22 protein-coding genes and 1 pseudogene are annotated in these 26,629 nt (G+C 65.3%); 10 read left to right on the top strand and 13 right to left on the bottom strand.

The window, feature by feature from the left end; all coding sequences use genetic code 11:
- Positions 1-228 precede the first annotated feature (228 nt).
- Together BLU27_RS18050 and BLU27_RS18045 are read right to left on the bottom strand one after the other, a co-directional pair.
- The gene (locus BLU27_RS18050; protein WP_092654839.1) at positions 229-657 is read right to left on the bottom strand and encodes a DUF2267 domain-containing protein; all 429 of its coding nucleotides are present in this window, start codon (positions 655-657) and stop codon (positions 229-231) included.
- Between the two features lie 50 nt (positions 658-707).
- Positions 708-2,720 (bottom strand): erythromycin esterase family protein, encoded by a 2,013-nt coding sequence (locus BLU27_RS18045; protein ID WP_092657851.1) that lies wholly within the window; start codon positions 2,718-2,720, stop codon positions 708-710.
- A gap of 891 nt (positions 2,721-3,611) precedes the next feature.
- On the opposite strand from BLU27_RS18045, the gene BLU27_RS18040 reads away from it, so the two are divergent.
- The 3 genes and pseudogenes from BLU27_RS18040 to BLU27_RS18030 all read left to right on the top strand — a co-directional run bounded on the left by BLU27_RS18040 (position 3,612) and on the right by BLU27_RS18030 (position 5,353).
- Positions 3,612-4,118 (top strand): thioredoxin family protein, encoded by a 507-nt coding sequence (locus BLU27_RS18040; protein WP_092654838.1) that lies wholly within the window; start codon positions 3,612-3,614, stop codon positions 4,116-4,118.
- A 200-nt stretch (positions 4,119-4,318) separates the two neighbouring features.
- A pseudogene (locus tag BLU27_RS30585) lies at positions 4,319-4,798 on the top strand (hypothetical protein); the annotation flags it as partial.
- Positions 4,799-5,002: 204 nt separating this feature from the next.
- Positions 5,003-5,353: a hypothetical protein gene (locus BLU27_RS18030; protein WP_092654836.1), complete on the top strand. Its 351-nt coding sequence runs from the start codon at positions 5,003-5,005 to the stop codon at positions 5,351-5,353.
- Between the two features lie 760 nt (positions 5,354-6,113).
- Here the strand turns inward: BLU27_RS18030 and BLU27_RS18025 are convergent.
- The 4 genes from BLU27_RS18025 to BLU27_RS18015 form a co-directional block, all read right to left on the bottom strand.
- Positions 6,114-6,683, bottom strand: a complete 570-nt coding sequence (locus tag BLU27_RS18025; protein WP_092654835.1) for a DJ-1/PfpI family protein — start codon at positions 6,681-6,683, stop codon at positions 6,114-6,116.
- Between the two features lie 250 nt (positions 6,684-6,933).
- Complete coding sequence (locus BLU27_RS31320; RefSeq protein ID WP_197681485.1) at positions 6,934-7,260, bottom strand: acetate/propionate family kinase; 327 nt, start codon at positions 7,258-7,260, stop codon at positions 6,934-6,936.
- Positions 7,215-8,009, bottom strand: a complete 795-nt coding sequence (locus BLU27_RS18020; protein ID WP_197681484.1) for an acetate/propionate family kinase — start codon at positions 8,007-8,009, stop codon at positions 7,215-7,217. The genes BLU27_RS31320 and BLU27_RS18020 overlap by 46 nt, the downstream gene beginning before the upstream one ends.
- Positions 8,010-8,224: 215 nt before the next feature.
- Positions 8,225-8,674: a DUF1931 family protein gene (locus BLU27_RS18015; RefSeq protein ID WP_092654834.1), complete on the bottom strand. Its 450-nt coding sequence runs from the start codon at positions 8,672-8,674 to the stop codon at positions 8,225-8,227.
- A gap of 460 nt (positions 8,675-9,134) precedes the next feature.
- Between BLU27_RS18015 and BLU27_RS18010 the strand changes: the two genes are divergently transcribed.
- Both BLU27_RS18010 and BLU27_RS18005 read left to right on the top strand, forming a co-directional pair.
- Positions 9,135-9,695, top strand: a complete 561-nt coding sequence (locus BLU27_RS18010; RefSeq protein ID WP_092654833.1) for a type 1 glutamine amidotransferase domain-containing protein — start codon at positions 9,135-9,137, stop codon at positions 9,693-9,695.
- Between the two features lie 215 nt (positions 9,696-9,910).
- Positions 9,911-11,068 (top strand): glutathione-independent formaldehyde dehydrogenase, encoded by a 1,158-nt coding sequence (locus tag BLU27_RS18005; RefSeq protein ID WP_092654832.1) that lies wholly within the window; start codon positions 9,911-9,913, stop codon positions 11,066-11,068.
- Between the two features lie 1,460 nt (positions 11,069-12,528).
- Here the strand turns inward: BLU27_RS18005 and BLU27_RS17995 are convergent.
- Positions 12,529-13,860, bottom strand: a complete 1,332-nt coding sequence (locus tag BLU27_RS17995; protein ID WP_241827498.1) for a glycosyltransferase family 2 protein — start codon at positions 13,858-13,860, stop codon at positions 12,529-12,531.
- A 538-nt stretch (positions 13,861-14,398) separates the two neighbouring features.
- On the opposite strand from BLU27_RS17995, the gene BLU27_RS17990 reads away from it, so the two are divergent.
- A complete protein-coding gene (locus BLU27_RS17990) occupies positions 14,399-15,520 on the top strand; it encodes a glycosyl hydrolase (protein ID WP_092654830.1) in 1,122 nt (373 codons plus the stop codon).
- Positions 15,521-15,993: 473 nt separating this feature from the next.
- Here the strand turns inward: BLU27_RS17990 and BLU27_RS17980 are convergent, their stop codons facing one another.
- From BLU27_RS17980 to BLU27_RS17970, 3 genes are read right to left on the bottom strand one after another with little or no spacing between them, the layout of a single operon-like run.
- Positions 15,994-17,169 (bottom strand): zinc-dependent alcohol dehydrogenase, encoded by a 1,176-nt coding sequence (locus BLU27_RS17980; protein WP_092654829.1) that lies wholly within the window; start codon positions 17,167-17,169, stop codon positions 15,994-15,996.
- Positions 17,166-17,645, bottom strand: coding sequence for a hypothetical protein (locus BLU27_RS17975; RefSeq protein WP_092654828.1), 480 nt, complete (start codon positions 17,643-17,645; stop codon positions 17,166-17,168). The genes BLU27_RS17980 and BLU27_RS17975 overlap by 4 nt, the downstream gene beginning before the upstream one ends.
- Positions 17,642-18,037 (bottom strand): alcohol dehydrogenase catalytic domain-containing protein, encoded by a 396-nt coding sequence (locus BLU27_RS17970; RefSeq protein WP_241828026.1) that lies wholly within the window; start codon positions 18,035-18,037, stop codon positions 17,642-17,644. The genes BLU27_RS17975 and BLU27_RS17970 overlap by 4 nt, the downstream gene beginning before the upstream one ends.
- A 356-nt stretch (positions 18,038-18,393) precedes the next feature.
- On the opposite strand from BLU27_RS17970, the gene BLU27_RS17965 reads away from it, so the two are divergent.
- From BLU27_RS17965 to bfr, 3 genes are all read left to right on the top strand, one after another.
- Positions 18,394-19,398, top strand: a complete 1,005-nt coding sequence (locus BLU27_RS17965) for a hypothetical protein (protein WP_092654827.1) — start codon at positions 18,394-18,396, stop codon at positions 19,396-19,398.
- A 1,431-nt stretch (positions 19,399-20,829) separates the two neighbouring features.
- Complete coding sequence (locus BLU27_RS17960; RefSeq protein WP_092654826.1) at positions 20,830-21,030, top strand: (2Fe-2S)-binding protein; 201 nt, start codon at positions 20,830-20,832, stop codon at positions 21,028-21,030.
- 7 nt (positions 21,031-21,037) lie between these two features.
- A complete protein-coding gene (gene bfr / locus BLU27_RS17955; protein WP_241827497.1) occupies positions 21,038-21,505 on the top strand; it encodes a bacterioferritin in 468 nt (155 codons plus the stop codon).
- Positions 21,506-22,142: 637 nt separating this feature from the next.
- Here the strand turns inward: bfr and BLU27_RS17950 are convergent.
- Positions 22,143-23,072, bottom strand: coding sequence for a zinc-binding dehydrogenase (locus BLU27_RS17950; RefSeq protein WP_157728632.1), 930 nt, complete (start codon positions 23,070-23,072; stop codon positions 22,143-22,145).
- Positions 23,073-23,615: 543 nt separating this feature from the next.
- Positions 23,616-23,723 carry an ATP-binding protein gene (locus BLU27_RS29970; RefSeq protein WP_277869239.1) on the bottom strand — a complete coding sequence of 36 codons (108 nt, stop codon included), beginning with the start codon at positions 23,721-23,723 and terminating at the stop codon, positions 23,616-23,618.
- A 1,111-nt stretch (positions 23,724-24,834) separates the two neighbouring features.
- Here BLU27_RS29970 and BLU27_RS17940 point away from each other — a divergent pair.
- Complete coding sequence (locus tag BLU27_RS17940; protein ID WP_092654823.1) at positions 24,835-25,407, top strand: YceI family protein; 573 nt, start codon at positions 24,835-24,837, stop codon at positions 25,405-25,407.
- A 306-nt stretch (positions 25,408-25,713) separates the two neighbouring features.
- Here the strand turns inward: BLU27_RS17940 and BLU27_RS17935 are convergent, their stop codons facing one another.
- Positions 25,714-26,289, bottom strand: a complete 576-nt coding sequence (locus BLU27_RS17935) for an NADPH-dependent F420 reductase (RefSeq protein ID WP_092654822.1) — start codon at positions 26,287-26,289, stop codon at positions 25,714-25,716.
- Between the last annotated feature and the right edge of the window lie 340 nt (positions 26,290-26,629).

Here is a 26,629-nt window from a genome sequence, read left to right as displayed (position 1 = left end):
GCGCCAGGTCGTACCCGACCCGACGCATGAGGTCGGTACCCTGACAGCTTGCGCTGCTGGGCCCGACGTTCCTGGCTCTGATCGGTGCTGTCGCTGTTCGCTGTTTTCATGCTCCTCTACATCGCCGCTTACGCGGCGGGGCTGAGGCCAGGCTCCGTAGGTGCGTGGACTAGAATTCCTCCAGGGTTCGGCCGATTGGGTCGCCGACTCTCCCATCCAGTACGGACATTACGGAAACACAGAAGCGAGGTCGCGTGGGACGCTCGACTTCACGTCTTCCCACTCGCCTTCGGTAATGTGATCCCTCAGCGCCTGCAGGACCCTCTGGACCAGCAGTTCTATTCCGCCGTCCGCCCTGAAGTTGAACTCGCGCTGGACACGAGCAAGGAATTCCTCCCTGTCCATCTTCACCGGAGCCCGGGTGGGGACCCATCCTTCGTAGTAGATACCGCGAATAAGCATGGGTAGCTGTGCGCCCAACTCGGCGGCTTCCTCCACGGTAAGACGATCTCGCAACGTGTGTATAACCGCCCTCAGAGCGGCATACGATATGTTGCGATGCTCCTTTGACATTCCGTACTGCTGCTCTATGTTGTTCAGAACGTGGTTTGTCTTGTCAACGGTCGTGGTAAAAGATCGAAAGCCCGTTTCAGCCATGTTCGAGATTCCTCTCTAGCACACGTGCGCGACCTGGACCGTGTAAGCGGTCAGACCGCGAAGGGATAGGTTTCGGGCGCGTCGCCTCGATCCCATCGAGCTGTTCGTTCGATCGGCTGGAGTGCACGCGTCTCGTCGATGTGGATCAACGCGTCGAACTGGTCAGCTACCCGGCTCCGGAAGTAGTGGCTCTGCCGTTCGGTCTCCGGCCGGTACACGACGCCTATCGCCCTCTCTATGCGCGCCGTGCGGAGCACCTCGGCGGCCCGCGGCGCCCTTCCCACGGCAACCATGAACTCCTTCTCACCCACCTCGTGGAACAGCTCCTCAACGCTCTCGGGGATCCCTGGGCGAACGACCTTGCGATCCGCCGGCGCCCCCCAGTCATTGGCCGCCGTCACGGTCCCCACATACGTGGTGAACCCCACGAGCCGGCAGTCACCGGCATACCGCTCACGAGCGAGCTCACCGACGTTGAACTCACCGCGGCTCTCAAGCTCGGTGGCTCGTGCATCTCCCACGTGGGAGTTGTGCGCCCAGACGACAATCCTTGCTTCCTCCTCCCGTTGCCGGCCCAGGTGCGCACGGAGTGCCTCGAGGGTCTCAACCATGGCGCGGTCCCGCAGGTTCCAGGAGGAGACTCGACTGCCGAACATGGTCCGGTAGTACTCCGCTGCGGTGGCTACGATCCGAGCGTTTTGTTCGGCGTAGAAGTACTCGTCCTCGACAAGTCCGCCGTCTTCCCGCGTGTACTCCCACGCCTTACGCCGTAGGTCCACGAGCTGGTCGACCACCTCCTGCTCGCACGTGGGGCCAGCGCCGAAGGCCGCCGCCCAGCCGTACTCCTGGCCGTCGTCGCCGCTCACGTGATCGAAGCACGCGTATCGCTCGCGAGCCCGCGCAGCGGCGTCTGGGTCCACCCTCTCGAGGTAGGCGATAACCTCCTGCATCGAGCGATAGAGGGAATAGACGTCCAAGCCGTAAAAGCCCGCCTTGGCCCGCTCGTCTCCAGCAAGGCGGTCGTTGTGCTCCCTGAGCCACCCTACGAAGTCGAGCACAACCGTATTTCTCCACATCCAGGCCGGGAACCGCTCGAACCCACGCAGTGACTCCTCGGCGGTTGTGTCCTCGCTCCGTCCACGGACGTAACGGTTCACCCGATAGGCATCCGGCCAGTCGGCCTCCGCCGCGACGGCGCAGAATCCCTTCTCCTCGATCAACCGCCGCGTCAACCTCGCCCGTGCCTCGTAGAACTCGTGTGTGCCGTGCGAAGCCTCTCCGATCAACACGACATGGGCGTCACCCACGAGGTCGGACCATGCGTCGCCGCTCGGCACACCATCCTCCACTGGTACGGCCTCCACCCTGATGACCCCAGCCTCTGTCAACGAGGTCGCTTCCGGCTGGGTCGGGTGCGACGGCGAAGCGGCGCGCAGGAGGTCACGCACCTCCTCATCAGTCGTCTGGGTGAAGTCCCAATAGGACTGCCCGACCGCGAAGAATGGTGTCGGCGTCGTCGCACAGACGACCTCATCGACGACATCGGCGAGCTCCTGGCAGGTGAACGAAGGCGCGGCCGGTACGGCGACCACGATCCTTTCAGGGTGGCGGCCACGCAGGGCGCGGATCGCGGCTCGCATGCTGGCACCGGTCGCGAGCCCGTCGTCGACGAGGATGACGGCCTTGCCCGCGAGGTCCTGCATGGGGCGACCGGCCCGGTATGCTTGCTCGCGGCTCAGCAGTTCGCGTCCTTCCCGCTCAGCCACCTGCCGGATGGTTTCCGGAGGAATGTCAAGCCCGCGAACTACGTCGTCATTGAGCACCACGGCGCCTCCGCTCGCGATCGCGCCCAAAGCCAATTCCTCCTGGCCTGGCACTCCGAGCTTGCGCACCACGAAGACGTCGAGCGGGGCACTCAGAGTCGAAGCGACCTCGTACGCCACCGGCACACCGCCACGCGGCAGCCCCAGCACAACCACATTCGGACGGTCCCGATAGTGCTCGAGACTGCAGGCCAGGAAGCGTCCGGCGTCTCTTCGATCACGAAACAAGCGAGTAGCCATTGAGGCCTCGGGCCTCCTGCGCACCGGCAGGTCGTTCGCAACGTCGTCGCCGCACGAGGTGGTCTGCGGGCATCCGCAGTGCGCTCTTCCTGCCAGGCTACTCACGCGAAGCTTGTTCGCGGGCGCAGTCCGTGACCCAAACACTTTCTGGACCGCCGCCCCCTGAGTGTCCGGAGGCACGGATTTGTGTGCCAGGCTGCGGTATCGACACACCGCTTCCAGGGGGCCGCTACGAATCGGTGGTTCCGTGCTCGTGCCCCTGCGTTCAGTACCAACACCTGGGAGTTCGGCCCGTACGATGTAAGCCCTTCGGCACGTACGAGTAGGCCCTTCCCGCCCCGCGCGATGTAGGTCCTTCCGGCCCGTACGATGTAGGCACCGCCGTCGATGAACTGCTCGACCCTGGTGCCGCGGACACCCGTCGTCGGCTGGCGGTGGTCAACCCCATCGCCTGAAGGCTCTCAGTTCAGTCGTGGGTCAGGAAAGCTTCCGAAAGCGCACGTCACCATTAGCCCCATTCCTTCGTGGTCTGAGACAAGTCGATCATGATCGGGATATCGTTCTCATAGTCCACCCAACACCGTCGCACCGGCCTGAGCCTCTTCCGACCGACATTCCTGTTCCGGGTCGGCTTCACCACTTCCACGGCGGATCACGCCTCCCTGAAGGCGGCGGCCCTTTACACGATTCGGTGAGCGGGGGGACAATGTCCGGTGACGGGGATCTCTTACAACCAAGTCACGGGCGTTACCCGCACTCAACAACAAATATTTTGTCGCAGGCTGGGCGCGAAAACGCTTATGGGTCGAAGTGCCGAACCTCGCTGAGCCTAGCGATCGTCGGTCGACGGACGACAACCAGGGCGGCTCGACGTGGAGCGTGAGAAGCCTCATGACGTCGCACGATCTCCCAGCCAGCGTGACATGTGAGCATTGCGGGCGGACGAACCGCGTACGGGCCACCGCTGAGAGTGCGCCGCGCTGCGGCCACTGCAACTCTGCCCTCCCTTGGGTCGTCGACACCGACAACGACACGTACACCGACATCGTGGAGAGGTCGCAGGTTCCAGTCCTCATCTACATGTGCGCACCCTGGTGCCCTCCGTGCCGTCACATGACGCCCATCCTCGAGCAGGTCGCCAAGGATCTGGCCGGGTGGGTGAAACTGGTCGAGGTTGAGGTGGACGAAGCGCCAGAGATCCCCGAACGTCTCGCAATCCGTTCCGTACCCGCGCTCATTTTCATGAAGCGGGGCAAGGCGCTCGCTACACACGTCGGCGCGGCGCCTGCCTTGATCGTGCGGGCATGGGTGGAAGAGACCCTCGCAAAGGCGTCCTCTCCGGCCCCCGTAACGCACGCATACTTCCGTGAAGTGGGGCCGCACGATCGCCATATCTGAGTCAGGGCCAGATGTCACGGGCATATCCGACGTTACCGACCTGCAGATCGAGGCGCTTGCCACGCAGGCTGCGTGATGCGTGACCCAGAAGGCGAGGTGCGCTTTCGGGAAGGCGATGAGGCGTACGACTCCTTGGTCGTCCATGCCGGGATGGTGGCCCATGTCGCCGACCGGTTCGGGCGCAAGAAGAACTCGGCTGGCGACTCGCGTTTGGACTCGGCGGCATCCTCGACCTTGCGATCATGGTCGTGCGTCGAGGGATCCCGGAGAGTCCGCGGTGGCTGTTCATACACGGTCGCGAAGAGGCCGTCGTCGGCCGGATCGAGGCTGGAGTACGCGCACAAAAGTCCGTCACGACCTCCCGCCGCCAGCTGGCAGCGTCACCATTCGCCACTCAGGATATAGAACGAGATCAGTCCAGATGTCCGATCACAGAACCGGACCAAGGCTTTCCGCATTCCCCGTGTTCAGCAATTGGGCCCAGACATCAGTCTTGCCAATTGTTCGCGCTCGTGGCGGAACAGAAGATACGTTTCAACTGTCCACGCCTGCGACCGGCGTTGCCGTGCCCTCTAGTGGACCCGCGCGGCCGGTGGCAGGCAGGTACGTCGTCCAGGATCGAAAACAATCTCGGATTCCCCTCCGCGGTCTCCGGTATCGAGCTCGCGGACTGCCGTTAGCGTGCGGGAGACCAACTTCTGTCGAGTCGTGGGGCAAGCACCTACCTTCGTGGCAGATACGTCAGGTGCGCACGCGCCGGACGATGTCGCAGCCTCAGGACCAGCACCTACGGGTTGCCCTAGTGTGGAATCAGGTCGTGTCCGGACCGATAGAAGGACGAGCAACCACTCAGATTCCGTCATGGCCATCGAGGAGAGAGACTGATGACAACCAAGCTGAACGACAGAGCGTTCGATTTTGCCAAACAGCTGGTCAAGGACGGAAAGTACGTCATCGACGACAAGGACGCGTGGAGCGAACATCGGCCGTCGACGGCGCAGGAGAACGCCTTCCTCGAAGAACACGGGTTCAGTGCGTACGGGAAGTGGTACCTCGGAATCGATGACGACGCTCCCGCGGATACGAAGGCCCATTACAAATTCCCCTATGGAGACTTCACCAAGATTCACCGGTGCGGCGTCATCAGCGCCGAGACCCGGGCGGCCCAGCGGAAGTACGACGACATCGAGTCCGCCGCCGCTCATCTCCACGGAATGCTCGACGGCACCGCTTGACAATCGGGGGCGATTGGCGCCCGCTCGCCCTCTGCAGGCGGCTGGCCGGGATCGCGGTCCACGAGACGATCGACGCCATCTCGTCGCCGGCCCCCACCTCGCGAAGCAACCACAGGTTGTGCTGTTTGGCTGCGAACTGCTCCTCTTCCGCGTGTCGCGCCGGCCTTCTCGGCCTCCAGGCGTATCTGCTCCATCTTCTGACGGAGTTCTTGTACGCGCCGCAAGGTGTGGCGCTCGGCTTTCCCCTGCGTCCGCCTCCCAGTGCCGGTAGATGTCGATCGCATTGTCGGGCTAGAGCCGATCCGAGATGAGGCATGCTGATGGCATGAGCGCAGATGTGGCCGACGCGATAGACCGACTCCGGCAGTCGATTGATGCTCTCCGGACCGCCATCGAGGCCCTTGCGATCAAAGGGCAGCCAGTGTCTGGCATCGCTGGCGAAACAGACGTTGTCAAAGCGGCTGCGGGACCTAAGCGACCTACACCGGGACGCCCTGATCTCCGACCAGGAGTTCGAAGATGCCCGGGGACCGCTGCTGAGCCGACTGGTGATCTGAGCACCCGACGACTCCCAACGCCTGCCACCTCGCAGAGGCTTGGCGGAGCAGCAACCGGACGCCCGGGCACGACGGCCAAAGGCGCCGCCACCCGGCGCGGTTCCGAGACTCCACCCGCAACGTCCGGAAGTAGCCTCGGCATAGGCTTTGCCGCTGATGTGCTCAGAGCACGGACGGGAACGAGGTCATCCAAATCGGCTCGCCTAAACCACCGGTCGTTCCGCTTTGGCGTGGAGGATGTGCATGAACTCGTGCATCCAGGAGGGGTGGTCATTCCACGCCCGTCCAGACACCACCTGCCCGTCGACGACAGCAGCCGCGTCGACGAACTCCGCCCCCGCAAGAGTGACGTCCGGTTCGAGTTCCGGGTACGCCGCCGTGCGTCGGCCAGCAAGGACACGCGCGGCGGCAGGGATCAACGGCCCGTGACACAGCTGAGCCACCGGAGCGTCGGTTTCGTAGAAGTGACGTACGATTCGCTGACAGTCGGGGTCATTCCGGATGTATTCCGGTGCGCGCCCGCCAGGGATGACCAGTGCTGCGTAGTCAGCGGGCTCGACGTCGGCGAACGCGACGTCCGCGGGCCACGCATACCCGGGCTTCTCGGTGTAGGTGTCGAAACCGGGGCTGAAGTCGTGCACGACAAACTGAAGTTTCTTTTTCTCCACTGCCGCGACATCGACGTCATAACCCTCTTCGACGAGTCGTTGGTATGGATAGAGCACCTCGAGTGACTCAGCGCCATCACCGGTGATTATCAAGACTTTGGGCATCTGTACACCTCCTGTGAACGCTCGGAGAGTCCCAGCAGACGCCAGGAAGTGACGGCCGGCAAGGGCCGAAGATCCCAGGCCGGTTCGGTGGCGCTCACTCGCCGTTCAGTTGGGTGATCGCGGTCGCCCAGCGTTCCAGCGGGAGAACCGGTCGAGGACGGTCGGACCGTCGCCGCCGGTTCCTGTTCACCAGACGATGGTCGAAGCGAGGCAGGAGAGCCACGACCAGGAAGACCGACGGGAACGCCGGTCAAGGAAGCACCGCTGCGGCGTCCGTGGCGATCTGAAGGTCTTCCCTGGGCTCGATGACAAGGACGGAGACTGTCGCACCAGCTGGGCCGACCGGGCCGTCGTCGTCCCTGTTGCCGCGCACCGGCGCGGGAACACCGAGCTGGCGCAGTCCGCGACATACCGCCAGCCGAATTTCTGGTTGGTCCCAGCCGATCTCGCCGGTGAACACGAGCGCGTCGAGGCGCGACAGGCTGCTTGCGGCCGCGGCGATCTCACGTCGTACCCGGTGTACGTACACCTCTAGCGCGAGGGTCGCCGCGTCGTCATGAGGGGCTGCAGCGACCAACCCGCGGGTATCGCCAGACGGCCACCGGACAGTCCCAGCAAACCCGACTCGCGGTAGAGCCCCTGAGCCAGCCTTTCGAGGGATAGCCGACCGCCGAGCAGCCAGATCAGCATGCCGGGGTCGATCGCACCCGACCGGCTACTCATCGGAAGGCCGTCCAGCGGAGTGAAGCCCATGGAGGTGTCGACGCTACGACCACCGTCGACAGCGCAGACCGACGCACCGCCACCCAGATGACAGAGCACCATCTGTAGTCCGGCCACGTCTTGTCCGATCAGCTGTGCGGCACGTCGGGTGGCCCACGAGTAGGACAGTCCGTGGAAGCCGTACCGCCGCAGTCCCCAACGCGACCGCCACCGCGCAGGCAGCGAGTATGTTGCCGCAGCAGGCGGCAGAGTCGAGTGGAACGCGCTGTCGGGGCAGACCACGTGAGGCACACGTGACAATCGTTGCCTGAGTCGGTCGAGCAGCATGAGCGTCGGAGGCACGTGCAACGGTGCGCGGTCAGCCACGGCGTCCAGCTGGGCACGAAGTACGTCATCGACGATCCTGGCCTTGCGTACCTCATCACCGCCGTGGACAAGCCGGTAGCCGACCGCGTCGGGAGCCTTCTGGTCCGCGACGAAAGCGTCCACGAGGCCCAGGACCTCCGACGATTCCGGCGGCTCGGAGAGATCCAACCGATCCCCGGAAGCGCCACCATCGACATAGACGAGGTGGAGGCTTCCCGACCCCACGTTGACGGTCAAGATCCTCACAGCGCCTCCGGTCCAACGGCGTTGGCCCACCGCTCGTTCATGCTTCCCCGAACTCGAACCAGGACCATCGGGTCTGTGGAGACGCTTTCCTTGGTGGTCGCCTGAACGGAACCAGGGAGGTCCAGTCACATCGCACGAGGGGCCGGCGGGCGACCTGTCCCGCAGCGAACGACGGAGGTCATCGCGAACCAACGCCGCGGTCGGGTTCAGAGGAGCTGACCGAAGATCTCGAACACTCGCGACCAGTGCTCGGTCTGAGGGTTCTTCAGGCCAGGGTCGATGATCTTGAACGTCCTGGCCAGCGCAACGCTCAGGCCGCCTGCTACGTTCGGCAGCCTCTCCTCGGTCTCATCGCTGATCGTGACGTCCAACGGAGGCCGCGCAGCCAGGATATCAAGGATCGGGGTTAGTTCGATCTCCTCATCCAGGCGCCGGAACTCATGGATGCTCTCCTGGAGCCCCTTCGTGATCGGAAGATCGGCCGGCTGGATGACGTCCCTCCCGTTGGCCTTCGCCGACGCCTTCCCGATCAGGAAAAGATCGTAGATCTTGTCGTCCAGGAAGTCTTGATAGCGCTTCAGGTCGTTCTTGTCGACGTCCAGGCTCGCCGCTGCACGAAAGAACCGTTCGAATCTGCTCCTACTCTGGACCGGCATACTCGCCCTCCTGGTCTCCCGGCCGGCATCGCGTCACAGTTCCCACCACCCTAACCCTCAGCGGCTTGTACGGTTCCCGGCGAAGGAGACGACATTCTTTCGGTGGCGGTTAGCACTGCAACTTTTACCGGTGCTGACCCTTGCGACGAAGCGCCCCATCTGGTTGCGTGGGAAGCAAGAGCGGGGGCTGAGGTTCGAACGGTTACCGCCTATCTGTGGATATGCCTTTCGGAAGCGGGATGGTGCATCTCGGCGTCCACGACCACTCCTTCCTCGCATCTCGCTCACGGATCCAAACGATACCGTTGAGGATGGATATTCACGGTCATAAAGGCATCCGTACATGAGGGACCCGCGACGTAGGTCCGTTCCGAGTCCGAGTCCGCACGGGACAGCGCCAGACGACCCGGGGGCCTGCCGCTAGTGGGTCACACAGACATCGGACAGGAAGGTGGAAACCATGGATTACCCGCTGCGGAACAGGACAGTGGCGTTCGTGGCAACCGACGGGGTGGAGCGGGTGGAACTCGAACAGCCTCGGGGTGCACTGTATGGTGCCGGGGCGAAAAGTGAGATCCTCTCGATTCACCCCGGCGAGATCCAGGCACGTCAGTTCGACCTCAACCCTGCCGGAACTTTCCCGGTCGACCGACTCCTGGCCGACGCCTCCGTGGACGACTACGACGCCTTGGTCCTGCCCGGCGGCACCATGAACCCAGACCAACTGCGCATGAACAAGGATGCGGTCGCCTTCGTGAAGGCGTTCGTCGAAAGCGGTAAGCCGATCGGCGTGATCTGCCACGGTCCTTGGACCCTCGTGGAGGCCGACGCGGTGCGCGGTCGCCGGTTGACTTCATGGCCGAGCCTGCGCACCGACCTGCGGAACGCCGGAGCCGAAGTCGTCGACGAGGAGGTCGTCGTCGACGGGCAGTTGACCTCCAGCCGTTCACCGGCGGACCTGCCGGCCTTCTGCGCGGCCATCATCGACCAGTTCGCTCGCGCTCCCAGCAGAGCCGCCTGACAGTAGTACCGCAGGCAGCGGTCCCTTGTGTGGGATGCCAGAGCGTGGTTGCGTGGAAGAGGCCGGCGGCGGTTCACCGCTTATTGGTGCGTGGATGAATCGAAGCGGCGGACAGCAGAGTGGCGTGCGTGCAGCCCGGCCCGACGCACCCCTGCTGATGAGGCTCCAACCGATTGGCGGGCCGGGAAACAGCGTAGAAGGCGAGGTGTCGCCCCATGAAGGCAGTCGTGTACAACGGCCCACGTGACGTAGCCGTAAAGGACGTTCCCGATCCCACGATCGAGCGACCGACCGATGCGATCATCAAGATCACGTCGACGAACATCTGTGGGTCCGACTTGCACATGTACGAAGGCAGGACGTCGTTCGAACCAGGGCGGATCTTCGGGCACGAGAACCTCGGCGAGGTCGTCGAAACGGGATCAGCCGTGCAGGACCTCCACCAGGGCGACATGGTGGCGGTGCCGTTCAACGTCGCGTGCGGAACCTGTGAGAACTGCAACGCGGGGTTGACGAACTACTGCCTCACGGCAAATCCGGATCCCGAGATAGCGGGAGCGGCGTACGGCTTTGCTGACATGGGCCCGTGGAGCGGCGGACAGGCGGAGTACCTGCGGGTGCCCTGGGCCGACTTCAACGCCCTTCGTCTCCCACCTGGCGCCCGGGACAAGGAAGACGACTACGTAATGCTTGCCGACATCTGGCCGACCGGCTACCACGCCACCGAGTTGGCAGGTGTCACGCCGGGTGACACCGTTGTCGTCTACGGCGGCGGACCCGTCGGTCTCTTCGCGGCCTACTCGTCCGTACTCAAGAGCGCCTCCAAGGTCATGGTGGTCGACCGGCACCCCGACCGCCTGGCGCTGGCGGAGAAGATCGGCGCCATTCCGATCGACGACTCCAAGACCGACCCGGTCCAGGCGGTCCTCGAGCAGACCGACGGCAAGGGAGCGGACCGCGGTTGCGAATGTGTCGGCTACCAGGCACACGACCCGCAGGGCAAGGAGCAGAACAGTCTCACGCTCAACCGTCTCGTCGAGTCGGTGAAGTTCACCGGCGGGATTGGCGTGGTCGGCGTGTTCGTTCCCAGCGACCCGGGATCGCCTGACGACCTTGGCAAGCAGGGAAAGGCGGCGATCGACTACGGCAAGTTCTGGTTCAAGGGCCAGCACATGGGATCCGGCCAGTGCCCGGTCAAGCGCTACAACCGCAAGCTCTGCAACCTGATTGCCGCGAACCACGCGCAGCCGTCGTTCCTCGTGTCCCACGAACTCCCACTCACCAAAGCGCCCGAGGCCTACCAGCACTTCGACGCCCGTGATCACGGCTGGACCAAGGTCGTGCTCAAGCCGCACGCCCAGACCACCTCATGAGCGAGCGGTCGGGAAGGACAGAAGGTCCGCCCCGAAACGGCCCGCCACCGGCTGCACGCGCAGCCGGTGGCGAGTCACTTCTGTCCACGACGCTTGAAGAGTGGGCCAATCCGACGATCGACCTGGATCTGGGCCGCGGTGACCACGCCGGCGCCGGTCGGCGCGAGCAACTCCGGAGCGGCCGGGGGCTCTCTGTCGAGCTGAACCTGACAACGTAGTTGTTCGACGGCTTGCAACTGTGCGTCGATGGGGCATCTGTGGCCAGTCGTGGCTGGCTGGAGGCGGAGGCGGTTGACGTTTCAGCCGTAGACGGATGCGCCTTCGACGAGCCGGCCGGGTGCCTTGCGTTTGTCTCGTGGGATGCGGTCGCGCACGCGCAGACACTTTCGGCGACACACAGAACATCCGATGCCCCTGCGCTTGCAGCCGCTCTACCAGCAGACCTTCGCCCGTTCGAAGGCGACACCGATGATCTGTGCGCATCACTGACTTGTCCGGCGAGACCATCCCGCCGGCAACGAGTGTGGACTGATGACGTTGGACGGTGGTCTGGGGCCAGGTCCCCTCGATCGCCTCGGAACCCGGTCAGGCCGACGTCGCCAGCTACGATCAACAGGGCGGCGGCGCTGTCGGGGCCGATGCCCTGTCCTTCGAGCAGCTGTCGTGCCTGCGTGGTGATGAGCTGCTCGATCTGCTTCTCCAGCTGATACGCCTCGGTCTTGAGTGCTTTGATCCTGGTCGCCAGCGGTCGCGGTGTGTAGATCACGGCTTCCTCAGCCGGACCGGCGGTCGCATTGTCGGCGAGCTCGGTGCAACGGTTGATCAGCGTGGCAGGTCCTAAGCCTGTAAGGGATTACCGCAGCTTCGGTTCTGCGGGTGCGGATGGCCGCTGCGAACACCAGGCTCTGCGCCTCACCCCCCGTGGAACGCGCCCGCGGCCTGACGTGGGCAGGCCTGGGGTCATCGTTCCTCCAGCGCCAGGCCATGGCACCTACCCACCCGCGCGGGCGTGGACAGCAGTCCAGACCTTGACGTGCGCGCGTCAGAGGCTGTTCACGCCGGCGTCCAGTGGGGAGGCGGCAGACCTGGAGTCGCCATCGCTGATCACGATCCGGCCCGGCGCCTTTCGGGCCAGAATCTCCGGATATGTCGCCATGATGTGATCAGCGTGATTACACTCGTCCTCCAAGCGTCCAGCTGCCGGGCGGCTGCGTGCTCAGTGTCCACGCCGGGGCTACGGAGTCGGCTGCTCGGCGTCCTTTGTCCAGAGTTGGTGGTCGACAATTGGTCCGACCACTACGGTCGGTGAGTACCACCGCGACGGCATATACGACGCGTTTCGTCGGCCACATCGACCGGCGCGCGGTCACCGTGTGATTTCCGGATGGTGCGCGCCCCGCTGCCTCGAACCCCGGCCGAGTTGCGGAGTGGTCGAGCGCAAGCGAGGTCGAAGCCGAGGCTCATGACGGCTTTGCGATGACCATGAACCTGTTCTCGACACCTCGCAGGAACTTCACGAATCCGCACAGTCCTGGCACGCTTTCCATCAGGCCGAAGACCGGGATCAGGACGATCACGGCGATGGGCTCCCACCACCTGCGACGGCCGTCGCCGGATACGCATGCGTTGACCCGGAGCCCCTCCCAATACATCCAGATCGTGTAGGCCATGTTCAGCGCCCAGAGAGGGATGACAAAGACTGTCACAGGAGACGTGTTCGGATCAGACAGAAGAACGCCCAGAAGCATGACCACACCGACGTTCTGGATCGGTCCGACGACCCATGCCATGACGGAGTATCCGAGCAACAGCCGGTTTCGCAGTTGCAGCGAGCTGTTGCATACCAGGCCCGCGAGCCCCCACGACCAGCGCTGCCGCTGCTGGAAGAAGTCGCGGAGACTTGCCGGCGAGGCGCCGTAGCTTCGCCCGCCGAACCACCCGCTCCGCCCCTTGTAACGAGCGCTGAAGATGAGTGCGAACTGAGCGTCCTCGACCAGGCTTCCAGGGCCGAAATCCCAGCCAATCGCCGCCTCGATCGACGCCCGCACCAGCAGAAGCTCCCCATGCACGCCCGCACGCGGCGTACCGCTACCGGTCCAGGCGGAGAACCGCCCGACATCCTCGGCGGGCCGGACCGAGTCCGCGAGCCAGGTGAACCTGTTCACGGCGTACTCACGCGGGTAGGTCAGGATGCCCTGTGCCAGGTGCTTGGCGTCGCCGTCAGCCTGACGCTGTTCCTCTATGAACCGGGCCATGGCGACGGCGGTGTCAGGACCCACGCCGGTGTCGTCGTCCATGTGCAGCACCCAGACGTCGTCCCGGTCCTCGTGCTCACGGATGCGCAACTCATGCGAATAGTGGGCTGCGCGTGCCTTGAACTTCGTTCCGTTCACGGTGCGATATCGCTTTGGAACGGTGACGAGCCGAATCTGAGGGCTCTGCGCAGCCAGCATGGAGATCTGGCGTCTGGCCTCGCAGCCCTCCTCGACCACGATGTCGATCCGCAGGTAGGGAAAGGGCTCGGAAAGATGGGCGACGTAGGAGAGTACTGAGCGCTCGAGCGCCGGGTAGACGTCGTGCCGGCCAATGGTCGGAATCACAACGATCAGGAAGTCCCTGCATCTGGGCATCCCGCGGCCTGACCAGCGAGCCGCCGACTCGCGCAGCGCCTTGCGCGTACGCCGTATGCCGAACATGCCGCTGAGGGTGTTGAGGATCTGCCACGACCACAAGATGGTCAGCGGCCAGCCAAGCACGCCCGCGACCGGGTCCACGAAGAAGCGGTCGGTCACCACTATCCCGAGGTAGCCGAAAGCGATCGGCAGATACGTAGGCTCCCAACGGTCCAGCCTCCGGTGCAGTGCACTCGTCTGCCCCCGGTTCAGCGAAGTGATCGTGGCCCGAGGCGCCTCCGCACTTAGCTCTTCCCGACCTTCCAGCGAGGCGTCCCAATCCGCCGGCACAACATTCGACCCCCCTTTTCTCCCCAGGCCGCCGTACTCGCCGGGTAATGAACGATCAGCCGTAGGCCATTTCACCCTGAATAGGTACTTGTTGAGCACCTCGACCCGTCTGACGACAAGCACACTTTTTCCAAAGCACACAAGAGCGCCCAAGTCAGGGAACTTTTCAGTTGCCGCTGCCGTGGCGCTCGTGATTCCAACCTCATCAGCCCCTCCGGGACGGGACCACACCCGAAGGTCCCAGCACTGTGCGGGCGCACTCACCAAATCAGATCACCCCGATAGGTGGAGATTGTCCAGAGCTTGGCTTTACTCGCCGACGGGCGGACGGCTAACATCGCACGCCGACCCCGTGCAAAGGAGCGTGATGAGTAGACGGAAGCGGACTTTTCAGGCGATTGCTGTTGCAGCTGCCATCTCCGGAATCCTCGCATCAGTGACAATCGCGGCGAAGGCTGTCAATGGCCCGAAAACCGTCCCGAACGCTCGCCACGCGGCCGGTGGCCAGTACGACAAGTCTGACGTACTCAGATGGATGTCCGGTCTCCCACACCGCAGCGACAGGGGGGTCGTATCCGGCTTTTTCGGCGGCTACAGCGGCGGTACGTTCAGCCTGAAGCAAACAGAGCTGCTGAGGAAGAGGACCGGCCACTATCCAGGCCTGCTGGCCTGCGACTACGGCAACTGGGTGAGCAGCGACAACACCCAGGTAGACAGTTCGTGCAACGGCACGTTGAAGAGGTGGTGGAGCAACGGCGGACTCGTCAGCGTCGGCATCCACATGCCCAGCCCGACCGGACACGGCTTCGGCACGAAGCTGGACGACTTTGCTGATCTCACCAACACCCACACCGCCGTCGGCCGCTCCTGGCAGCACTCGCTCAAGAGGATGGGTGACGGGCTGAGCGACCTGCAGAAGGCCGGCGTCGTAGTGTTGTGGCGACCATTCCACGAGATGAACGGTGACTGGTTCTGGTGGGCCAACCAGCATCCGTCCACGTTCAAGAGGGTATGGGCGTACACATACGACTACCTCGTCAACACCCGCGGACTCGACAACCTGATCTGGGTGTACGCGCCGGACTGCAGTCGCAACAGCAATCTCCTCGACTACTACCCCGGCAAGGGCAAGGTCGACGTCGTGGGACTCGACTGCTACACCGACAACCCCTCTGGCGGCGACGGCAGGATTGTCAGAAACCTCGACAGACAGTACAAGCAGATGCTCAGCCTGGGCAAGCCTTTCGCCTTCACCGAAGTAGGCCCCCGCGACCGCGTCGATGGGACATTCAACTGGAAGAGATGGATTGACGCCATCCATCAGCGATACCCCAGGACCACCTACTTCCTCGCCTGGAACGACAAATGGAGCCCGACCCAGAACCGGAACGCCAAGGGTCTGATGAACCACCCGTTGGTCATCAACCGAGACAACATGGACGGCGCCGCAGGCACCCCGCTCCACGCCCCACCGGTCGGCCGTAGCTGACGCCGCGCGGACGGCCACGCCCATGGCCGTGGCCGTCCGGGAAGGCGGGTCTCCGATAGACCATTGGCGGGTCCAACAGGCGCCGCGTCATACGTCCGCCTCCGACCTCTTTGAGCTCATCTGGCCGGGAGCAGACAGGCGCGCGCACTTGAAGGCGTAGACCGGGTTCACCAGGGCCCACAACGGCGCCACGCTCACGACGCAGAGGAGCATGGAGGCCGCGGCGGTGGCACTGCGTTGGCTGCTCGACTGCACCTGTGACAGTGCAACCACGGCCAGGCTGGCAACCGCTGCCGCAAGCAGCGACACGTCGGTGGAGGCGACAGCCACCAACCCCAGTCACCGACCCCGCCGCGAGGCTCAGGAGCGACGAGCCGACAGCAGGCGGCCAGGCACGAGGCCCGGCGCTCGCCGCGGTTCGACGTGCTCGGCCCCTGGCGGAGGAGATCCGCTGCGTTCCCTGGTCCCGACCGTCACGCCCCCGGACGGAACACGGCGCGGACGCACCCGTCCTCCTTCTCCTTGAACATCCGGTAGCCCTTCGGCCCGTCCTCGATCGACATGACGTGGGTGGCGAGGTGCTCGGTCTTCAGCTCGTCACGGCTCATGCGCTCGAGGATCTCCGGGATGTAGCGGTGCCCGTGCTGCTGGGCGCCACGGAGGGTGAGCGCCTTGTTCATCACGGCGCCGAGTGGGAACTTGTCCACGAGGCCGACGAAGACACCGAGGGTGAACACCGTTCCGCCCTTGCGGCAGGAGTAGATGGCCTCGCGGACGGCGGTGGGTCGGTCGGTCTGCAGGCGCATCTGCTGCTTGACCTGGTCGTAGAAGTACTGAGGTCCGGGGCTGTGCGCCTCCATGCCCACCGCCTCGATGCAGACGTCGGGTCCCCGCCCGCCGGTCATCTCGCGCAGCTCGGCGGAGACGTCGACCTGTTCGTAGTCGAGCGTCTCGGCCCCGATGTGCGTGCGTACCTGCTCGAGCCGGTTCTCGAAGCGGTCGATGACCACGACGCGTTCGGCACCCATCAGCATGGCGGCCCGGGCGGCCATCTGGCCGACCGCTCCGGCTCCCCACACCGCGACCACGTCTCCCTGCTGGACGCCGGCCTGGTGCGCTCCGGTCCAGCCGGTGGGCGCCGCGTCGGAAGCGAACAGGGCGCGCTCGTCGGAGACGCCGTCGGGGATGGCGAAGGCGCCCTGATCGGCGTACGGCACCCTGATGTAGCGGGCGTGGCTGCCCGCCCACCCACCCATCGCGTGGGAGTATCCGTAGCACCCGCCGATGGACTGGCCCCAGAGCGCCTCGGTGATCCCGGGGTTGGGGTTGCCGTTGTCGCACAGCGAGAACAGCCCCTGTCGGCAGTACCAGCACTTTCCGCAGCTGGTGAACGAGACCACCACGACACGGTCCCCGACCTGGTGCTTGGTCACATCGCGCCCGACGGCGGTGACAGTGCCCATGAACTCGTGTCCGAGCACGTCGCCTGCTCGCATCGCTGGGATGTAGCCGCCGACCAGGTGCAGGTCGGAGCCGCAGGTTGCACTCAGCCCGACCTCGAGGATGATGTCGTGGCCGTTGAGGATGCTGGGCTCCGGAACGTCCTCAACACCGATCTTGTTGACCCCGCGCCACGTCACCGCCCTCATCTCACACCTGCCTTGGGAGCCGCCTTGGTCCAGGACTCCAGGAGGGCGCCGCCGGGCGTCGCCGTCCGCTTACCGTGCGGCGCCGGATCGACCGCCAGCACCTCACCGACCTCGATGAGCTGTTTGGCGCGGCGCAGAGCTGACCGGAGCTCGGCCTCCGGGTCTTTCCCGCTCAGCCGGCGAAGGGCGCCGGCCCGGGCCGGCCGGGCCCGCAGCCGCGCGGCCAGTTCGGTGCCCTTGCTGTCGGCCGCCGGGCGGACGCGAACCTCGATGCGGTCAGCGAGCTCTGCCAGCGGAGCGGGCAGTGCGGCCTCGTCGATGTCGGCCGGCTCGCAGAGCACGGTCACAGCCAACCACCCAGATACGGAGGGGCGGGCTCCGGCCGGCCGGGACGCCGACCGGTCGAGGGCCGAGCGCAGCTGACGGACCAGGGTCTCCCCGGCGCGCACGGCACGCGAGACGACATTCGCGGTCATCGACACCCTCCTGCTCTTGCGCTCGGCGCTGTGTGAGCGAACTCCCGCACGATGCGCTCGCAGAACACGGGCAGGTCCGGTTGGGCGGTCAGGCAGTAGTTCGTGAGCTGACGCTCGCAGTTCTTGCAGCGTCCGCAGGAGATGTTGAACGGCAGAACCACGTACTCCCCCACCTGCGCCTTGTCGACCCCGTCGCCGACTTCGACCACTCGACCCAGGTTCTCGTGCCCGAACCAGCGGCCGGGCTCGAAGTCGGTCCGAGCTTCGTACATGTGCAGGTCGGAGCCGCAGATGTTCGCCGACGTGATCTGCACCAGGACGTCGGTCGGTCGCTCGATCCGCGCGTCCGGCACATGCGTGACGCTGACCTGCCGCGGCCCGTCGTACACCACTGCCTTCAAGCTGCCTCCCCCGTCCCGAACGTGGGCCACCGCCCGGGCGAGCAGCGGTTTCCCACTGGGAATCGCCGATACCCGCTGCGGTGACAGCCAAACGGCTAGTGCAGGCGTGGACTGCGCCATCCCAGCAACCCGGCTTGCGAGTGGACGAGTGGAGGATCGTCGGCACGCGGCCCGATGCCAATAGCAGCCTGCAGCCAGCCAACGCCAAGCTGAAGGCGATCTTCCCGATCATCAACAGGAACGGCGTTGCTCCACCATGGATTGACCACTGCGAGACCGCTCCGTGTGCAACGGTCAACCCGTTTGCTCGCGCGTTTCTGTGAGAGCGCTGCGGGTAGTGCGGCCAGATGAAGGCGATGCGCGTCGGCCTTGTCGCCGACCCGGCCAAGCCCACTCAGATTGCGCGCCGTTTCGGCGACCTGCATCCGTCGGAGGGTGAGGACCGGCGCGACTGGGCCCTCGAGGTGGTCAGCGAGCCGTTCACGGTCGCTTGTGAGGACGTGGACACTGCGCTGTCCCGACTGAACGACCAGGCCCACGAACATCAGTGGGATGCGGTCGTCGGACTCACGGAACTTCCTCTACGCGACGACCACGGCGGATACCTGCTGATCGAGACCGATCCGCAGCACCAGCACCGGACGGCGGTGCTGTCCCTCCCCGCGCTCGGCGGGCTTCGCATGCACAAGCGCAGCAGGCACGTGTTGCACGAGCTCATCAGCGGCATGTCGGACCCCACGTCGGAGCGCGGCCACCGGGTGCCGCTGCCTCGGCGTAGTGGCCGCTGGCGCCTGCTTCTGGGCATGGTGCTCGCCAACCGGCCGTGGCGCCTCGTGCCCGGGCTCAAGACAGCGGTCGTCGCGGCACTCACGACCGGCGCCATCGCCACCATCAACTCCACCGTGTGGGTGTTGGCAGGTTCGTTGTCGCCGTGGCGCCTGGTCGTTGCGACGATCGCCTCCATCGCGCTCGTCGTCGGCTGGCTCGTCATCGGCGGTGGCCTGTGGGCCCGGCCGGATGACGACTCCTCTCAAGGCCGGGACAGGTCGCGTCTGTACAACGCCTCGACGCTGGTGACCCTGACCGTCGGGGTGCTCATCTGCTACATCGCGCTCTACGTCCTGAACGTGCTCTGGGCCCTGTTCATCCTCGACCCCGCCGTGATGGGCGGCTACCTCAAACAACCATTCCGCTACGCAGACCTGTTCGTGCTGGCCTGGTTCGTCGCGTCGGCGGCCACCGTCGGCGGCGCACTGGGCAGCGGCCTTGAGTCGGACGAAGCCATCCGTGCGGCGACGTACTCCAAGCGAGACGAGGACCGTCGCAACCGGCTCGCACGCGAACAGTCCTGAGTCGCGAGCCCCCGCGCGGCTGCGCGTCAGTTCCGGTGACGCCTGGCGACCTGTTGGGGGGCGGCAACGTGCGCAACACGCTCAACGGTTGTGGGAGCTCGGTGTCGCGGAGCTTTCGCCTGGTTCATCGTGGCCGTAGATGTGGCCTCCCGCCGCGCTCTACCGGAAGGGTCCGGAACAGGCCCAGTAAGTAGGAACTGCCTTTTCCAATTCGCCAGGCCGTTGACGGTCGGGCTCGGCCGTCTCGTCAGGTTCATTTACGGCCGGTTTGTGACCGTCGGCTGGCCAGCAGTGCGCGCCGGCACCCTGGTCGCGGTGATCGGCGGCGAGTTATCCCATCTCCTCGAGGCGGTGGTCCGCTTGCGTGACGAGGTGGTGGGCCTTGGCCTTCACTGCGCGATCGAACTCGGACGGCTTGATGCCGTCGGTGGCGCGTCGCGGCGCTGGTCGTCGCCGTGGTCCTTGTGTGGCCTTTCCTGGAGGGCTCTGTGCGGTTTTCGCCCGTCCCGGAGGACCGAAAGTGTGTACGTGCGCACTTGCAGCTTCATTTGCTGCTGAAGAGGTCTTCTACCTGTGCGGTGGCGACTCTTGGGCCTGTACGGTCACGGCCGATCGCCCCGGTGGCTCTCGCCAGGTCTCCCGCCGCGGAGCGCGCGCCCTGTCCGGAGCCGGCGCAGGTGGCCGCGGCGATACCCGGCGGACTGGCCGCGGTCAGGGCTCGGAAGGTGTCGCTCGCGAGTCGGTGGAGATGTTCGTACGGTCGTTGGGCCGGTCCGCTAGCTCTCACACGCTGGCTACCTGGACCCCGTGGTTGGTTGTGCACCCCTCCAGGCGTTGCACGGCAGGTGGCCGAACAGGTCAACGGGGTAGGGCGGGCGGGGCGGATCACCAGAGGAGCTCCCTGAGGTGGGGCGGCGGGTCGCAGGTCGGCAAGGCACTTCCCAGCACACGGCGGCCCGGAAGGGATGCTCGTTCGTGACGATGCGGTTGACCAGGTAGCCGCGGTAACTGTGCCCGAGCACGTAAGTCCGCCCAAGATCGACCAGCCCGGTTTCGCCCGCCGCCCGATGGACAAGCTCCCAGACACCGCGGCGCTCTACGGCCCGCGTAGCTGACGGATCGGACATCGACTGGACACTCTGGACAGATGGGGCGCCCGTCGGCGGGGGTCGACGACTCCGTGCCGTTGGCCGACAATCACACCGTTGACGGGACACTGATGCTGGCTCGCCCGGACGGCTTACCTCGGACTGGTCACCGAGTCCTGCGACGTCGACCAGGTCGGGCCTACCGGCCCGGCTGGGCCGGGGCCACGCCCCGCGTCAAGTTGACGCCGCACGTGATGACCGGGACCGGCTTGCCGGGACCGGAGATGTCTTGTAACTTGGCTGGATAAGGGCAGCCTTACCTATTCCACCGAGGCGACATCTGATGATCGTGTGTCATTGCGTGGTCGTGAACGACCGGGCGGTCGTCGACGCCGTCCGGGGCGGGGCCCGCACCCTCGCCGGCGTCTGCAGGTCCACCGGTGCCGGACGCGAGTGTGGAGGGTGCGTCTTCTCGATCAAGCGCCTCCTGTGCGAGCACCAACCTGATCCCGCATTGCAGGAGGTGGACGTTGCGGCCAGTTAGTCCTCGAGTGGTCGAGTTGCTCAACGATGCCCTGACCTTCGAACTCACGGTGACCAACACCTACTTCCTCCACGCTAGAACGCTGGATCACTGGGGGTTCGAGCGGCTGGGCAAGGTCTTCTACGACCTGTCGCTTGAGGAGATGCGCGACGCCGACGCGCTGATTCAGCGGATCCTGCTCTTCCACGGCCACCCGAACGTGCAGCGGCTCAATCCCATCCAGGTGGGCGAGGACGCGGTCGAGGTACTGAGGCTCGCGCTCGAGAGCGAGCAGGCCGCCGTCGCGCAGTTCAATGCCTCGGCCGAGGAGTGCCACAACCTCGGCGACCACGGCACTGCGGCCGTCTTCGAGGAGATGGTCCGCGACGAGGAGAAGCACGCGGACTGGTTCGAGAGCCAGATCGACGCCATCGACCGCGTCGGCACCGCCAACTACCTCGCCCAGCACATCTCGACCGGCCGGTCCCCCGCCTAGGCTTCACCCGGGACCGGCCCGGCGCTCGCCGCTCCGGCTGCGCTGCTGTCACCCACGCATCGCTACCCCCTGCCAGCCAGTACCTGGCCTCGGGCCAGTCGCTGGGAGGTGCTGCGCCGGCTGCTGTGGATGGGCGAGCACTTCCCGTACTCCCCGCAGGAGCACTACGGCGACCGACCCGGCACGCCTACGGTGGGCCGGCGAGAGAACATCGTCGCGGGCCTGGCCGGCGCGGAAGCCGTCCTGACCGGACTTGCCGGCCTGCGGCCACAGCCCGACGGTCGCCTCGTGGTCAGCCCCGGAACTCCGCCGGGGCACATCTCCCTACGAGGGTTGAGTTTCCGCGGCCGGGAGGTCGACGTTCACCTCTCGCCGACCGGAGGTCAGTGTCGACGGACAGCGGACGCCACTCGAGGCCAGCCGCCAGACCTTCCTGATCGGACAACATCGGCCACCTCGCTCATAGTGTCGACGACGGCGGCGGCGCTCGCGTCGACCAGGCCCGGCCGACGCGAGTCGTCCTTGGCGAACCCGATCGCGCGCACGCCCGCCCCGTGAGAGGTCCCATATCAGCCGGAGACGTGGCCCTGGCAGGGCTCGCAGATGCGGTGCCTGTAGGCGCACCGCGCAGGCTCGCCTACTGCCAATCGAAGATTACGCCCATGGTGGCTGAGCGGTCCGCGTCGAGCAGTGCGTACGCCTCGGCGCCGTTGCGCGGTGCGAACTTGTGCGTGACGAGACCGCACATCCCTGCGAAGCGTCCCGACGCCACGAGGCTGAAGAACAGCCGGCGAATGTCGTGTTCACGCCGTCCCAGCAGGTGGCGGCCATGTGCACCCACCACGGTGAGGCCACGAACGATCAGATCGGAACTGAGCCGCTGCTGGGAGGGGTCACCTACGTCGCCGACGATGACCACACGGCCCCGGTCGGCCACAGCGGCCAGCGCGTGAGTGAGAACGTCCGGGTTGCCGGTGCAGTCGAGAACTGTAGCCGGTGCTGCGATTCCAGACAGTCCGTTGGCCAGATCCTGCTGCAGGACTGCCGTTGCTCCGCCTGCTCGGGCGAGCTCGAGCCGCGGTCCACTCCCGCGATGGACCATGACAATGTCGGCCGCGCCCAGAGCCGCCAGCCATCGCACGGTCATCTGACCGATGGGACCCGCCCCGACGACCACGGCCGAACTGCCCAAGCGTGCCTGTGATGCTTCCACGCCGACGAATGCGACCTTGGCCAGCGCGAACCACGCCGCATCCTCGTCCGAAACGTCGTCTGGAACCCGCGTGCACACGCTGGCGTCGGCGACATGGTGAGACGCGTGGCCGAGGAGAGCCACTACCCGGTCACCTGGGCGAAGGTCGCCGGTGACATCAGGGCCGACGTCGCTGACCTCGCCGACGAGCGAGTACCCCGGACGACTGGGATAGCTGAACCACCGGTCCCAGTGCGTTCCAGGGGCGAATCCGCCGCTGTAGATGATGCCCTCGGTGCCGGTGCTGATCAGCGATACCCGAGTTCGCAGCCGGATCTGACCAGGCTCGAGATCGGGTAGCTCGACCTCGCGCAACTCGACCTTGCCTGGCTGTGGAAAGACGACTGCTTCGGCCATGTCCTCATGGTTTCATGGCGGAAGGGAGACAGGTGGTCCCGGCGGGGAAGCGGGCTGCCGTGCCGGTCGTCTGTCGCCGCTGGGCCTACATCTCGAAGGCGCCAACACTCGTGCACACGATGAACTCCGGCGCCTCCTGCACATGTCGGATCGGCCGAGCAGGAATTCTCGGCAACCCACGAAACTGTGTCAGCGAGGCGACCGCTCGCCGGAACCAGATCGCGGGCACCTCACCGCGTGGAGCTGTTGTGGCCCAGCAGGGCAACCTTGATCCACAGCACTTGGTTGCCGGCGGTCCGGCGCTGCACTCCGAGACAGATCGCATCCTGCGTAGCCTGGGTGGGGGCCCGTTCGTGTTCAACCTCGGCCCACGGCATTGTCAAGACCACCCCTCCTCAGCACGTGGCGGCCCTCACCCAGCAGGTGCGCTCCTGGACTGGGGTGCAGTAGAGAATTGAGACGTACCGGCATCGGCTGGCGCTGCGCTCAGGACGGCTACTTCTATGCTGTGATCTCCTGCTTGGTGTGCGCGAGCCGGTAGGAGTCGGTGCCGGTCTCGAGGATGGTGCAGTGGAAGGTGAACCGGTCCACGATCGCGGCGCACAACAAGCCCTGATCAACCAGTCCGTCAAGCGGTTCTCGTTCTTGCCCCAGCCCGCGAGCCACCCACCGGGTACGAGCGAAGGCCAGCCCCTGATGATGCAGTGCACGAACTGGTGGCGTTCGCATTCCTGCTCGGTCAGCCGCAAGGCGAGCTTGACCCGATCCAGGCTGCCTCGTACGAGGCCTGGCGGCTGGACACCTCATGTGGCTCGTACCCCGGTGAAGAGACATTGGAGCGGTGAGAATCCGCCGTGGAGGTCAGGGTTTGTGGTCGCGACGGACCTGGCACGCCGGGCCAGCGGAACCGACGGCAGGCTCCTCACGCCGACGGAAGTCCTTCTGCAGTTCAGGGCCGATTGCATCCGTGCGGTTGTGTGGCTACAGCGAACGCATGAGGCCCTGGATAACGGTGACCAGGGAATTGACTCGCACCACAGAAACGGGCAAAACGGACACCAATCTCAATCACGCGATGTGATCTCCGCAGGTCAACCGGGGTAGGGCTGGCGGGACTCGAACCCGCGACCCAAGGATTATGAGAACCCTTACCAGCGCCTACGAGGCCAACTACCTGCGACTTTGCCCGCAGATCACCCCCCACAGCCACTGTGACCGCACCGGTCGCCAGCGTTTCGCACCACAACCCGCACCACGCGAGGAGCCTCTTCGCCGATTCTGGGTGCAGGCTGCACCTTGAAGTGCCCCTGCGAGAGGGTCGGAGATACGGGCCTGCTCCGACATCAGAAGGACCCGCGTGGGGGCCAGGATCCGGTCCCTAGCGTGTTTCAAGATCACGCGCTCGAATGCGGATCTTGCTCGGGCGTGACCGTGCGGGTGTATACCCAGTCGAGGACCTCGATGGGTGGCCATGCGGGCGTCCAGTGCGTGGCGCTGCGAGTCGGGCTCGGCCTCCCCGAGGGCGAACTGGACCGCGGACTCAGCATCCCCGTTCGCCTTGACGTAGTTGTTGAATAGGCCGAGGAACACCGGCCGGCCCCGTTCATGGCGGGACGGGGTCGTCCGGTCGGCTGACGACTTGCCGTCTGCCGTCGGGCGCGTGTCCGCAATTACCCGAACCAGTGGAGCGGCGACCAGGCGACTCCGTAACCTCACAGGCATGGCAGCCTCGGCCGGCCAGGTCCGGCTTGGACCAGACAACGGACATCTCATCCTGCGTACCGGCCGTCAAGGCGTCGCGTCGAAGGTCGGACATGACCTGACGATCGAGGTAGCCGACTGGTCAGCACAGCTGGATTTGCCCGCCGACACGCCGGCCGACGCGACGGTCACCGCACAGATCAATCTGGAGTCACTGCAGGTTCGAGAGGGCACTGGCGGCGTCAAGCCATTGACCGACAAGGACCGGGACGAGATTCACGGCAATGCCCGGCGGATCCTTGCGGTAGACCGCCATCCCCGTGCAACGTTCCAGTCCAGCCAGGTGACTCCCACTGCCAGCGGTACCACGGTCACCGGAACGCTGACGTTGCATGGTGCCTCAGCCCCCATCGAGTTGCACGTGCGCGAGGTGACACCACACCGATACCACGGCACCGCCGTGGTAGTGCAGTCGGCGTACGGAATCAAGCCCTACTCGGCCTTTCTCGGTGCACTGAAACTTCGCGACGAGGTGGAGGTGGAAGTCGACATCGACTTGTCGGGGGCCGAGCGACCAACGCGGCCATCGTGAACTTCCCACGTGCCCACCCGAGATCAATCTCAACGGTACCTGGTGGCTGCCGTGAACGGCTCGAACCGCGGGTGTGTGCAGGGCTGGCGACGTGCTTACGCCGCATTGCCAATCAAACCTCAACCAACGCGCCGCCCTGCTCCGGATCGGAGATGAAGACGAACTGGGCGAGCTTGCTGCGGGCCCACGCGATCGCCTCCACGCGCGGGGCCTGGATCAGGCGTGTTCGACCAGTCCCTTGTCTCCGGTCGCCAGGCAGGCACTGGATGCTCACTGCCCGGCGACGGCATCAGCCGGATCGAGGCCTCAGGGGACGATACCGAAGCCTCCCGTCCACGAGACCTTTTCGTTGGCGGCAAGGCTGATCTGCAGGAAGCCGATCGCCTCCATCTCGCGGGCACGCTTGAGAGGCCCGACGTCGATGGCGTGCAGACCACCGGACGTAATAACACCGGCCAGGATTGCCTTGGCGTCGTCGTCGTCACCGGCGATAAGCACCGTGGTGGTCAACGGCCCGACGGTGCCAGCCACCAGAGTTGCGGCGAAGGTGGTGTTGAACGCCTTGAGCACACGGGAGTTCGGAAGCTTGGCGGCGATCTCCGCGGCGGCCGAGCCATCCGCCGGGACCATCAGCGAATCCAAGGTCTCGAAGTCCAGTGGGTTGGTGATGTCGACGACCACCTTGCCCTCGAGTTGGTTTCCGCGCTGCTCGAGCACTACCGCGACGGCCGGGTACGGCACTGCAAGGACGACGATGTCGCCACTGACCGGAGTGTCGACGTCGCTCTTGCCGAGCAGCTGCACGGTGTGATCGCCCTTGCCCGCGATGGACGCGATGGCCTGACCCATGTTGCCGGTGCCGATGATGGAGAGGTGTGCCATAAGGGGCCTCCAAGGAGTCGATCCGAACGACTGTCTATTCATCAGGAGCGTACGGAGTTTCGATGCGCCGAATCGCCGACGCGCCGCGGAGATGACCTGTCGAAGCGATGCGCACACGCCGTCGAACGCTGCCACTCGATTGTCATCGCCTCGCTCGTCGGCCGACCATCGACGAGGCAAGCGTCTCCGGCCGCGCAGGTTCAACTGCGGCGGGCCGGCTACTGCGGTGTTCACCGACACTCCTCCTCTGGTCGCACCTGGAGGCTGGTACGCGTCGGGACTGAGCATGTCGGGTTGTCCCTGGCTCGGCCGGCCTTCCCCTACTCGTGGCAGTCGGGTT

The organism is Actinopolymorpha singaporensis (assembly GCF_900104745.1).
GTDB classification, from domain to species: Bacteria; Actinomycetota; Actinomycetes; order Propionibacteriales; family Actinopolymorphaceae; genus Actinopolymorpha; species Actinopolymorpha singaporensis.
Note: the sequence above shows the minus strand (reverse complement) of the source record. Positions and strands in the feature narration are given on the sequence as shown.

Bases quoted from the DNA above. Each gene is read 5' to 3' on its own strand.
- BLU27_RS18050 (WP_092654839.1), bottom strand. From the start codon at position 657: ATGGCTGAAACGGGCTTTCGATCTTTTACCACGACCGTTGACAAGACA.
- BLU27_RS18045 (WP_092657851.1), bottom strand. From the start codon at position 2,720: ATGGCTACTCGCTTGTTTCGTGATCGAAGAGACGCCGGACGCTTCCTG.
- BLU27_RS18040 (WP_092654838.1), top strand. From the start codon at position 3,612: ATGACGTCGCACGATCTCCCAGCCAGCGTGACATGTGAGCATTGCGGG.
- BLU27_RS18030 (WP_092654836.1), top strand. From the start codon at position 5,003: ATGACAACCAAGCTGAACGACAGAGCGTTCGATTTTGCCAAACAGCTG.
- BLU27_RS18025 (WP_092654835.1), bottom strand. From the start codon at position 6,683: ATGCCCAAAGTCTTGATAATCACCGGTGATGGCGCTGAGTCACTCGAG.
- BLU27_RS18015 (WP_092654834.1), bottom strand. From the start codon at position 8,674: ATGCCGGTCCAGAGTAGGAGCAGATTCGAACGGTTCTTTCGTGCAGCG.
- BLU27_RS18010 (WP_092654833.1), top strand. From the start codon at position 9,135: ATGGATTACCCGCTGCGGAACAGGACAGTGGCGTTCGTGGCAACCGAC.
- BLU27_RS18005 (WP_092654832.1), top strand. From the start codon at position 9,911: ATGAAGGCAGTCGTGTACAACGGCCCACGTGACGTAGCCGTAAAGGAC.
- BLU27_RS17990 (WP_092654830.1), top strand. From the start codon at position 14,399: ATGAGTAGACGGAAGCGGACTTTTCAGGCGATTGCTGTTGCAGCTGCC.
- BLU27_RS17980 (WP_092654829.1), bottom strand. From the start codon at position 17,169: ATGAGGGCGGTGACGTGGCGCGGGGTCAACAAGATCGGTGTTGAGGAC.
- BLU27_RS17975 (WP_092654828.1), bottom strand. From the start codon at position 17,645: ATGACCGCGAATGTCGTCTCGCGTGCCGTGCGCGCCGGGGAGACCCTG.
- BLU27_RS17965 (WP_092654827.1), top strand. From the start codon at position 18,394: ATGAAGGCGATGCGCGTCGGCCTTGTCGCCGACCCGGCCAAGCCCACT.
- BLU27_RS17960 (WP_092654826.1), top strand. From the start codon at position 20,830: ATGATCGTGTGTCATTGCGTGGTCGTGAACGACCGGGCGGTCGTCGAC.
- BLU27_RS17940 (WP_092654823.1), top strand. From the start codon at position 24,835: ATGGCAGCCTCGGCCGGCCAGGTCCGGCTTGGACCAGACAACGGACAT.
- BLU27_RS17935 (WP_092654822.1), bottom strand. From the start codon at position 26,289: ATGGCACACCTCTCCATCATCGGCACCGGCAACATGGGTCAGGCCATC.